We start from the raw sequence: 10,359 nt of genomic DNA on the forward strand, positions 1-10,359 counted from the left end.
GGTCAAACCGACCCACTCTCGATCGCGTCACGTGTTATTCGGTTTCCAGATCGATATCGATACCGAGCGAACGGATTTCTTTGATCAACACGTTGAAGGACTCGGGCATGCCCGGCTCCATACGGTGATCGCCGTCCACGATGTTTTTGTACATCTTGGTACGACCGTTCACATCGTCCGACTTCACTGTGAGCATTTCTTGCAGAGTGTAAGCCGCGCCGTATGCTTCCAGCGCCCAGACCTCCATCTCCCCGAAACGCTGACCACCGAACTGTGCCTTACCACCCAGCGGCTGCTGGGTGACCAGGCTGTAAGAACCAGTGGAACGCGCATGCATCTTGTCGTCCACCAAGTGGTTCAGCTTCAGCATGTACATGTAGCCAACAGTTACCGGACGCTCGAACTTGTTGCCGGTACGACCGTCGAACAGTTGCATCTGGCCACTGTCCGGCATGTCCGCCAGGCGCAGCATCGCCTTGATTTCGCTTTCCTTGGCACCGTCGAATACCGGGGTAGCCATTGGAACGCCGCCACGCAGGTTCTGCGCCAGATCCAGAACTTCCTGATCGGTCAGGTCGTCGATGCTTTCCTGACGGCCACCGATCTCGTTGTAGATCTCGTTCATGAACTTGCGCAGTTCAACCACTTTGCGCTGCTCTTCGAGCATGCGGTTGATCTTCTCGCCCAGACCTTTGGCCGCGAGGCCCAGGTGAGTTTCGAGAATCTGACCAACGTTCATACGCGAAGGTACACCCAACGGGTTGAGGACGATATCCACAGGTGTGCCGTTGGCATCGTGTGGCATGTCTTCAACCGGCATGATCACGGAGACCACACCCTTGTTACCGTGGCGACCGGCCATTTTGTCGCCCGGCTGGATGCGGCGACGAATGGCAAGGTAGACCTTGACGATTTTCAGCACGCCTGGAGCCAGGTCATCGCCTTGCTGCAGTTTGCGCTTCTTGTCTTCGAACTTGTCGTCCAGCAGACGGCGGCGATCGACGATGTAAGCCTGAGCGCGCTCGAGTTGCTCGTTCAGAGCATCTTCGACCATGCGCAGCTTGAACCACTGACCGTGTTCCAGACCGTCGAGCACTTCGTTGGTGATTTCCTGACCTTTCTTCAGGCCAGCACCACCTTCAGCGATCTGACCGACCAGAGCCGAACGCAGACGCTCGAAGGTTGCGCCTTCGACGATGCGGAACTCTTCGTTCAGGTCCTTGCGGATCTCGTCCAGCTGGCTCTTCTCGATGGACAGGGCGCGGGAGTCGCGCTCTACGCCGTCACGGGTGAAGACCTGTACGTCGATGACAGTACCTTTGGTGCCAGTAGGCACGCGCAGGGAGGTGTCTTTAACGTCGCTGGCTTTTTCACCGAAGATCGCACGCAGCAGTTTTTCTTCCGGAGTCAGCTGGGTCTCGCCTTTCGGAGTGACCTTGCCCACCAGAATGTCGCCTGGGCCGACTTCGGCACCGACGTAAACGATACCGGCTTCGTCCAGCTTGTTCAGCGCAGCTTCACCCACGTTCGGGATGTCTGCGGTGATTTCCTCTGGGCCCAGCTTGGTATCACGCGCCACACAGGTCAGTTCCTGAATGTGGATCGTGGTGAAGCGGTCTTCCTGAACAACACGCTCGGACAGGCAGATGGAGTCTTCGAAGTTGAAGCCGTTCCACGCCATGAACGCGATGCGCATGTTCTGACCCAGAGCCAGTTCACCCATGTCGGTGGACGGGCCGTCGGCCATGATGTCGCTGCGCTGAACGCGATCACCCTTGCTCACCAGCGGACGCTGGTTGATGCAGGTGTTCTGGTTCGAGCGGGTGTATTTGGTCAGGTTGTAGATGTCGACACCGGCTTCGCCCGGCTCAACTTCGTCATCGGCAACACGAACCACGATACGGCTGGCGTCAACGGAGTCGATCACGCCGCCACGACGGGCAACGACACAGACACCGGAGTCACGCGCAACGTTGCGCTCCATGCCGGTACCTACCAGCGGCTTGTCGGCACGCAGGGTCGGTACAGCCTGACGCTGCATGTTCGAACCCATCAACGCACGGTTGGCGTCGTCGTGCTCGAGGAACGGAATCAGCGACGCTGCAACCGAAACAACCTGCTTCGGCGAGACGTCCATCAGGGTGACGTCTTCCGGCGCCTTGACGGTGAATTCGTTCAGGTGACGAACAGCTACCAGCTCGTCGATCAGCACTTTCTTGTCGTTCATGGTCGCCGAAGCCTGCGCGATCACGTGATCGGCTTCTTCAATGGCGGACAGGAAAACGATGTCGTCAGTGACCACACCCTCTTTCACCACGCGGTACGGGCTTTCCAGGAAGCCGTACTGGTTGGTGCGAGCGTACGCTGCCAGGGAGTTGATCAGACCGATGTTCGGACCTTCCGGCGTTTCGATCGGGCAAACACGACCGTAGTGCGTCGGGTGTACGTCACGAACTTCGAAGCCTGCGCGCTCACGGGTCAGACCGCCCGGGCCCAGTGCGGAGACACGACGCTTGTGCGTGATCTCGGACAGCGGGTTGTTCTGGTCCATGAACTGCGACAGCTGGCTGGAGCCGAAGAATTCCTTGACCGCAGCAGCAACCGGCTTGGCGTTGATCAGGTCCTGAGGCATCAGGCCTTCGCTTTCTGCCATCGACAGACGCTCTTTGACCGCACGCTCAACACGTACCAGGCCAACGCGGAACTGGTTCTCGGCCATCTCGCCTACGCAGCGGACGCGACGGTTACCCAGGTGGTCGATGTCGTCGACGATGCCTTTGCCGTTACGGATATCGACCAGGGTCTTGAGGACCGCAACGATATCTTCCTTGCACAGCACGCCCGAACCTTCGATTTCGGTGCGACCGATACGACGGTTGAACTTCATCCGGCCAACAGCCGACAGATCGTAACGCTCCGGGCTGAAGAACAGGTTGTTGAACAGGGTCTCGGCAGCATCCTTGGTTGGCGGCTCGCCAGGACGCATCATGCGATAGATTTCGACCAGGGCTTCCAGCTGGTTGCCGGTCGAATCGATCTTCAGGGTGTCGGAGATGAACGGACCGCAGTCGATGTCGTTGGTGTACAACGTTTCGATACGGACAACCTGGGCCTTGGCAATCTTGGCCAGGATTTCGGTGTTCAGCTCGGTGTTGCACTCGGCAATGATTTCGCCGGTGGCCGGGTGCACGATCGCCTTGGCGGTCGTACGGCCAATCACGTAGTCCAGCGGAACGTCCAGGGCCTTGATGCCGGCTTTCTCGAGCTGGTTGATGTGGCGCGCGGTAATACGGCGGCCTTGCTCGACGATCACCTTGCCCTTGTCATCCTGAATGTCCAGAACGGCAATTTCACCACGCAGGCGCTGAGGCACCAGTTCCAGGCTCAGGGTTTCGCCATGAACGTGGAAGACGTTGGTGGTGTAGAACGCATCCAGCACTTCTTCGGTGGTGTAGCCGAGTGCGCGCAGCAGAACCGATGCAGGCAGCTTGCGACGACGGTCGATACGGACGAATACACAGTCCTTTGGATCGAACTCGAAGTCCAGCCACGAACCGCGGTAAGGAATGATGCGAGCGGAGTACAGCAGTTTGCCGGAGCTGTGCGTCTTGCCGCGGTCGTGGTCGAAGAACACGCCCGGGGAACGGTGCAGTTGGGAAACGATAACGCGCTCGGTACCGTTGATAACGAAGGTACCGTTTTCAGTCATCAGGGGGATTTCACCCATGTAGACTTCTTGCTCTTTGATGTCCTTGATCGCTTTGTTCGACGATTCTTTGTCGAAAATGATCAGGCGTACTTTTACCCGCAAAGGTACGGCGTACGTCACGCCGCGCAGCACGCATTCCTTGACATCAAAGGCCGGTTCGCCCAGACGATAGCCAACGTACTCCAGAGCAGCGTTGCCGGAGTAGCTGATGATCGGGAAAACGGATTTGAAGGCCGCATGCAGACCGACGTCACGGAACTGGTCCTTGGTCGCGCCCGCCTGCAAGAATTCGCGATACGAATCCAGCTGGATAGCCAAGAGGTACGGTACGTCCATGACGTCCGGCAACTTGCTAAAGTCCTTGCGGATACGTTTTTTCTCAGTGTATGAGTAAGCCATCAGCGTTCCCCAGCTTGGTCACCTGCTTGTTTGGCCTCCCCCGACGGGAGCGGCCAGAAAATCTTGCAAACCCCATGGTTTGCGCCACCATTCGCGGTGGTTGAAGCACGTTACGGCGTCGACCTGATCGACTGCCAATAACGGAAAAAGGCCGGTGGCAAAAGCCACCAGCCATCAGCCGTTCGCTCAACGCTTGGGCTGGAGACGCAAGGTCGAAATTACTTGACTTCGACTTTAGCGCCAGCTTCTTCCAGCTTCTTCTTGGCGTCAGCAGCGGCTTCTTTAGTAACGCCTTCTGCAACGACCTGAGGAGCGGTATCAACTTTCTCTTTGGCTTCTTTCAGGCCCAGGCCTGTCAGTTCACGAACAGCCTTGATCACGTTGACTTTCTTCTCGCCGGCTTCAACCAGAACAACGTTGAACTCGGTTTGTTCTTCAACAACAGCGGCAGCAGCAGCTGGGCCAGCAGCGGCAACAGCAGCGGTCACGCCGAAGGTTTCTTCCATTGCTTTGATCAGCTCAACAACTTCCAGAACGGTTTTCTGGCCGATTGCTTCGATGATTTGCTCGTTAGTCAGAGACATGACTATATATCCTGTATTGGGGGTGACGGCCTACGCGACCATCAAATTAAACATATGATTTCGAAAGTGCTTGCGGTGCCTTAGGCAGCGGAAGCTTCTTTCTGGTCGCGAATAGCTGCCAGGGTACGAGCCAGCTTGCTGGTAGCGCCTTGGATCACGCTCATCAGCTTTGCAATGGCTTCGTCGCGGGTCGGCAGGGTAGCCAACACGTCGATCTGGTTAGCGGCAAGGAACTTGCCATCAAACGCAGCTGCCTTGATCTCGAACTTGTCCTGACCCTTGGCGAACTCTTTGAACAGACGGGCAGCAGCGCCCGGGTGTTGGTTGGAGAAAGCGATCAGGGTCGGGCCGGTGAAGGCGTCGTTGAGGACACTGAATTCAGTGTCAGCAACAGCGCGCTTGAGCAGGGTGTTACGTACGACACGTACGTATACGCCAGCTTCACGAGCCTCTTTACGGAGTCCGGTCATCGCGCCTACTGTCACGCCACGGGCATCAGCCACGACAGCAGACAGAGCGACTTTGGCAGCCTCGTTGACTTCAGCGACGATGGCCTTCTTGTCTTCGAGTTTAATTGCCACGGGTTTAACTCCTGCATGTTACCGTTTCATCTGGCCGGAGCCGGATGTCGTTTTGGTGTCTGATTCGGTAAGGAACCGGGAGCACCATCTGCGTAGGCTTGTGGTTTAAGACTTGCGCCGCCTACGGTCTTGGATAGCCCCCGCAACGCAGGGACCCCAATTTTTGCGACGGTGCGGTTACCCGCACCGTGGCCAGTCTTACGCGTTCAGCGAACCCTGGTCGATGACCAGGCCTGGGCCCATAGTGGTGCTCAGGGTAACGCGCTTGACGTAGATACCTTTCGAAGAAGCTGGCTTGATACGCTTCAGATCAGCGATCAGGGCTTCAACGTTCTCACGCAGCTTGTCGGCGTCGAAACCGATTTTGCCTACGGAAGTGTGAATGATGCCGTTTTTGTCGGTGCGATAACGAACCTGACCAGCTTTTGCGTTCTTGACCGCAGTGGCTACGTCTGGAGTAACGGTACCGACTTTCGGGTTAGGCATCAGGCCGCGAGGACCCAGAACCTGACCCAGTTGACCTACAACACGCATTGCATCCGGGGAAGCAATGACGACGTCATAGTTCAGGTCGCCGCCTTTCATTTCGGCAGCTAGGTCGTCCATACCAACGCGGTCAGCGCCGGCAGCCAGAGCAGCTTCAGCAGCTGGACCCTGGGTGAAGACAGCAACGCGAACGGTCTTGCCAGTGCCGTGTGGCAGCACAGTAGCGCTACGAACGACCTGGTCGGATTTACGCGGGTCAACACCGAGGTTTACAGCAACGTCGAAAGACTCGCTGAACTTGACGGTCGACAGTTCGGCCAGCAGAGCTGCCGCGTCGTTGAAGCTGTAGGACTTGCCAGCTTCAATCTTGGAAGCGATTGCCTTTTGGCGTTTGGTCAGCTTAGCCATTACACACCCTCCACGTTAAGGCCCATGCTACGAGCAGAACCGGCGATGGTACGCACGGCTGCTTCCATGTCAGCAGCAGTCAGATCCGCGTTTTTGGTTTTCGCGATTTCTTCCAGCTGAGCACGGGTAACGGTGCCAACTTTGACGGTGTTCGGACGAGCCGAGCCGCTGGTCAAGCCAGCTGCTTTTTTCAGCAGAACCGAAGCAGGGGTACTTTTGGTTTCAAAAGTGAAGCTGCGGTCGCTGTATACAGTGATGATCACTGGAGTCGGCAGACCTGGCTCAAGACCCTGAGTACGGGCGTTGAAGGCCTTGCAGAATTCCATGATGTTCACGCCGTGCTGACCCAGAGCAGGACCGACGGGCGGGCTTGGGTTAGCCTGAGCGGCTTTCACTTGAAGCTTGATGTAAGCGGTAATCTTCTTGGCCATGAGGCACTCCAATTACGGGTTCGAACGCCTCGAAAGGCTCCCCGGTTACTTGCGCGTTTATCCCAGTGACGACAAAACCCCACAGCCCAGGGCTGCGGGGTAAGGGATTTCTCGCTCAGCTAGACCTTTTCGACCTGGCTGAACTCGAGCTCTACCGGAGTAGAGCGACCGAAAATGAGCACTGCGACCTGAATCCGGCTCTTTTCGTAGTTAACTTCTTCGACCGTACCGTTGAAGTCCGCGAAAGGACCATCGGTAACGCGAACCACTTCGCCTGGCTCGAACAGCGTCTTGGGCTTGGGCTTGTCACTGCCGTCGGCAACGCGACGCAGGATAGCCTCAGCTTCCTTATCGGTGATCGGTGCCGGCTTGTCTGCCGTACCGCCGATGAAGCCCATGACACGTGGAGTGTCCTTGACCAAGTGCCAAGTACCCTCATTCATGTCCATCTGGACAAGCACATAACCAGGGAAGAATTTACGTTCGCTTTTGCGTTTCTGGCCGTTACGCATCTCTACCACTTCTTCGGTAGGGACCAGAATTTCGCCAAAACCATCTTCCATGCCTGCCAGCTTTACACGCTCGATCAGAGAGCGCATAACATGCTTCTCGTAACCCGAGTAGGCATGCACTACGTACCAACGCTTAGCCACGGGACACCCTTAGCCAACAATCAAGGAAACAAGCCAGCCGAGCAGGGAATCAAGACCCCACAACAGCAGCGCCATAACCAGAACCACAGCCACCACGATCAGGGTAGTCTGGGTAGTTTCTTGACGAGTAGGCCAAACAACTTTACGAATCTCAGCGCGAGCTTCCTTGGCCAACACGAAGAAAGCCTTGCCCTTGCCAGTCTGCAGGCCTACATAGGCTGCGACAGCGGCGATCACGAGCAAAGCGAGCACGCGATACAGGATTGGCTGTGCCGAGTAGTATTGATTTCCGACAACACCCACCACGACCAGGAGGACTACAACGAGCCACTTCACGAGATCAAAACGGGAGTCTGGGGCTTCAGCCTTTGGATTCATCTACTAAAATCCTGTGAAAAGAAAGCCAGATACGTTATGCGAATCTGGCAGGTCAGGAGGGAATCGAACCCCCAACCTACGGTTTTGGAGACCGTCGCTCTGCCAATTGAGCTACTGACCTAAAAGCGAAATCAGGCCGACCATTATGCTGGCCCGACAGAAAGATTTCAACAGCCATTCGGAAAGTCGATTCTCGACGCTTCCAAACCACCGCTACCGACCACTTGAACCCAGGCCTGAAGCCACGACACTAGGCCCAACCAACCGCTTAAAACAAAGGCAGATACTTTCATATCTGCCTTTATAAATGGAGCTCTTGAGCGGATTTGAACCGCTGACCTCACCCTTACCAAGGGTGTGCTCTACCAACTGAGCTACAAGAGCGAAACACTTTGCACAACCAGCAAACTTGGAGCGGGTAGCGGGAATCGAACCCGCATCATCAGCTTGGAAGGCTGAGGTTCTACCACTAAACTATACCCGCCGAGCATGCTGCTTACGCTCGAAATTTGGTGGAGGGGGAAGGATTCGAACCTTCGAAGTCGTAGACGTCAGATTTACAGTCTGATCCCTTTGGCCGCTCGGGAACCCCTCCTAAGCGAGGCGACATATTAACTCATGCCACCCTTCTGTCAACCTTTTTCTCAATAAAATCTTGAGGTTACAAACGTTGACGCTTGCTGCGCTGTGAGGGCTATTTGCTCTGCACTGCGAAGCGGGCGCCATTCTATGCAAACTATCCTGCGGTTGCAACACCCTCGCACGACATTATTTTACTTTTTAATTGCGGGAAGTCCTGGGTCAGGCTGAGCAACATCGCATCATCAATAAGACGGCGGCTTTCGGGCTCGACTTTCAACCAATAAACGGCCCCCGCCTCATCTACGCGCTTGCCGAACTGGGTCTGAATATCCAGGCTCGTCAGACGCTGCTCGATGGTCCTGGCCTGATTCGGCTGCATATCACCGCCCAGATACAGGCACTGCAGATTGCCACTCGAACTCACGCCCGATTCGCTCAGCAGGCGAATATCCTGGCGATTGCCCTTGAACTGCGCCAATGGCGCGACCTCCTTGGGCCGCAATGGCGCTTGCTGCTGATGCCAGAGGTAGTAGAAGCCGTTCAACATGACCAGTAACAGAAATACCCAACGCATAACATCCTCATCCGCACTACCCAATCACACGCCACCGGCAAAGACATGTCCGCAAGGCGCCAGGCTTTACCCGCTCGCTGATTCATCCCGCAATCTCAGGCTCAGCTCCCCACCGCTGAACACCTGCACCTGATCGCCGATCCTGAGCTTCAACGCTCCGACCGTATCGACCCCCACCACCACGCCTTCAATGGCCGTGGAACCCGCCAGCAGCGTGACCGCCCTGCCCTGCCATGCGTGATTGGCTTCCCACTCTTCATGGAAGGCGCCAAAGCCCTTTTCACGATGTTCGCCCAGGTAGCGGTGGAGGTGCCTGCTGAGGGAGGCCACGACCTGGTTACGGTCCAGTGGCTGGCCAACCTGCTGCATCATTGAAGTCCAGGCCTGATCCACCTCGGCGGCCGAGCGCATGTTGACGTTGATGCCTATGCCGATCACCACATGACAGACGTCTGCCGGGTCTCCCGTAAGCTCCAGCAGGATGCCGGCCAGCTTGCGGTTACCCACCAGGATGTCATTAGGCCACTTAAGACCCGCATCAGCGATTCCCAGCTCGCGAAGCATGCTGACCACCGCCAGGCCCACCAGAAGGCTCAAGCCCTCCAGCTGACGCATGCCACCCTCGACGCGCATCACCAGGCTGTAATAGACGTTCTCGGCAAAAGGGCTCACCCATTTGCGGCCACGCCGGCCTCTGCCCGCCGTCTGCTGCTCGGATAGCACCAGGATTGGCAACGCAACCTCGCCATCGATCAGGCGCATCGCCTGGGCGTTGGTGGAGTCGATACTGTCGTAGACCTGGGTCGACCAGCCTAACTCGTTCAGCGATCGATTGAGGACCTGCTCATCGAGTAGAAACAGTGGGCTAGCCAAGCGGTAGCCGCGACCCCGGACCTTGTGGACTTCAATCCCGGTTTCCGCCTGGAGTTGCTGCAGTCTTTTCCAGACAGCGCTACGGCTCACTCCCAGCGCTGATCCAAGGTCTTCGCCAGAGTGAAACTCACCATCCCCAAGAAGCTTCAACAACGTCCGCATTCGTTTCACGCCTGTTTATGAGGGTCGCATCATAGCCATGCGCGCTGCCGGTGCATAGGATCCGGGTGGGAGGGGCTTATCGCGGGCAAGCGCGCTCCTACGGGTTTGTGGCGTTCAGCACACGTGTGTTGCCTGACACACCGCTCCCGCCGGCAAGCCGTGCTGCTACGGGATATGCGCCACCCTGTAGGAGCGCGCTTGCCCGCGATGGCGGTGGGTCGGACGGCGCTGCAGTGTCGGTTATGACGCCTTCGCGGGCGAGCCCGCTCCCACAGGGGTCAGGGGCCGCATTCAGACGATGGCGGACCCGAGATCGCCTCGCCGGCAAGCCGTGCTGCTACGGGATATGCGCCACCCTGTAGGAGCGCGCTTGCCCGCGATGGCGGTGGGTCAGGCGGCGCAGTGGTGTTTGTCCTGGCGCAGTCGCGGGCAAGCGCGCTCCTACAGGGCGGCGTCAGGGTGGAAAACTTTTCCAGGCGCAAAAACAAAACCCCAACCGCGTCAGCGATTGGGGCTTTGGAATTTAATCTTGACGATGA

At 57.1% G+C, this 10,359-nt stretch carries 9 protein-coding genes and 4 tRNA genes; all 13 read right to left on the bottom strand.

Annotated features, from left to right (window positions below; genetic code table 11):
* Positions 1-34: 34 nt before the first annotated feature.
* Positions 35-4,108, bottom strand: a complete 4,074-nt coding sequence (gene rpoB / locus NPS29_RS21355) for a DNA-directed RNA polymerase subunit beta (RefSeq protein WP_274134931.1) — start codon at positions 4,106-4,108, stop codon at positions 35-37.
* Between the two features lie 218 nt (positions 4,109-4,326).
* Positions 4,327-4,692 (bottom strand): 50S ribosomal protein L7/L12, encoded by a 366-nt coding sequence (gene rplL, locus NPS29_RS21360; RefSeq protein WP_274134932.1) that lies wholly within the window; start codon positions 4,690-4,692, stop codon positions 4,327-4,329.
* Positions 4,693-4,772: 80 nt separating this feature from the next.
* Entirely contained in the window at positions 4,773-5,273 is a 501-nt protein-coding gene (gene rplJ / locus NPS29_RS21365) for a 50S ribosomal protein L10 (RefSeq protein WP_274134933.1), read from the bottom strand.
* A gap of 198 nt (positions 5,274-5,471) precedes the next feature.
* Complete coding sequence (rplA, locus tag NPS29_RS21370; protein ID WP_274134934.1) at positions 5,472-6,167, bottom strand: 50S ribosomal protein L1; 696 nt, start codon at positions 6,165-6,167, stop codon at positions 5,472-5,474.
* Positions 6,167-6,598, bottom strand: a complete 432-nt coding sequence (rplK, locus tag NPS29_RS21375) for a 50S ribosomal protein L11 (RefSeq protein ID WP_007933726.1) — start codon at positions 6,596-6,598, stop codon at positions 6,167-6,169. Before rplK ends, rplA begins: the two co-directional genes overlap by 1 nt.
* Before the next feature lie 119 nt (positions 6,599-6,717).
* Complete coding sequence (gene nusG, locus NPS29_RS21380) at positions 6,718-7,251, bottom strand: transcription termination/antitermination protein NusG (protein ID WP_010443972.1); 534 nt, start codon at positions 7,249-7,251, stop codon at positions 6,718-6,720.
* A gap of 9 nt (positions 7,252-7,260) precedes the next feature.
* A complete protein-coding gene (secE, locus tag NPS29_RS21385) occupies positions 7,261-7,629 on the bottom strand; it encodes a preprotein translocase subunit SecE (RefSeq protein ID WP_081569200.1) in 369 nt (122 codons plus the stop codon).
* Between the two features lie 45 nt (positions 7,630-7,674).
* Positions 7,675-7,750 (bottom strand) — tRNA-Trp (locus NPS29_RS21390).
* A 187-nt stretch (positions 7,751-7,937) separates the two neighbouring features.
* A tRNA-Thr gene (locus tag NPS29_RS21395) sits at positions 7,938-8,013 on the bottom strand.
* Positions 8,014-8,039: 26 nt separating this feature from the next.
* Positions 8,040-8,113, bottom strand: a tRNA-Gly gene (locus NPS29_RS21400).
* Positions 8,114-8,139: 26 nt separating this feature from the next.
* A tRNA-Tyr gene (locus NPS29_RS21405) sits at positions 8,140-8,224 on the bottom strand.
* Positions 8,225-8,365: 141 nt separating this feature from the next.
* Entirely contained in the window at positions 8,366-8,785 is a 420-nt protein-coding gene (locus NPS29_RS21410) for a hypothetical protein (RefSeq protein WP_274134936.1), read from the bottom strand.
* A gap of 66 nt (positions 8,786-8,851) precedes the next feature.
* Positions 8,852-9,820 carry a bifunctional biotin--[acetyl-CoA-carboxylase] ligase/biotin operon repressor BirA gene (gene birA / locus NPS29_RS21415; RefSeq protein ID WP_274134937.1) on the bottom strand — a complete coding sequence of 323 codons (969 nt, stop codon included), beginning with the start codon at positions 9,818-9,820 and terminating at the stop codon, positions 8,852-8,854.
* Between the last annotated feature and the right edge of the window lie 539 nt (positions 9,821-10,359).

This window comes from Pseudomonas putida (assembly GCF_028682175.1).
GTDB classification, from domain to species: Bacteria; Pseudomonadota; Gammaproteobacteria; order Pseudomonadales; family Pseudomonadaceae; genus Aquipseudomonas; species Aquipseudomonas putida_AD.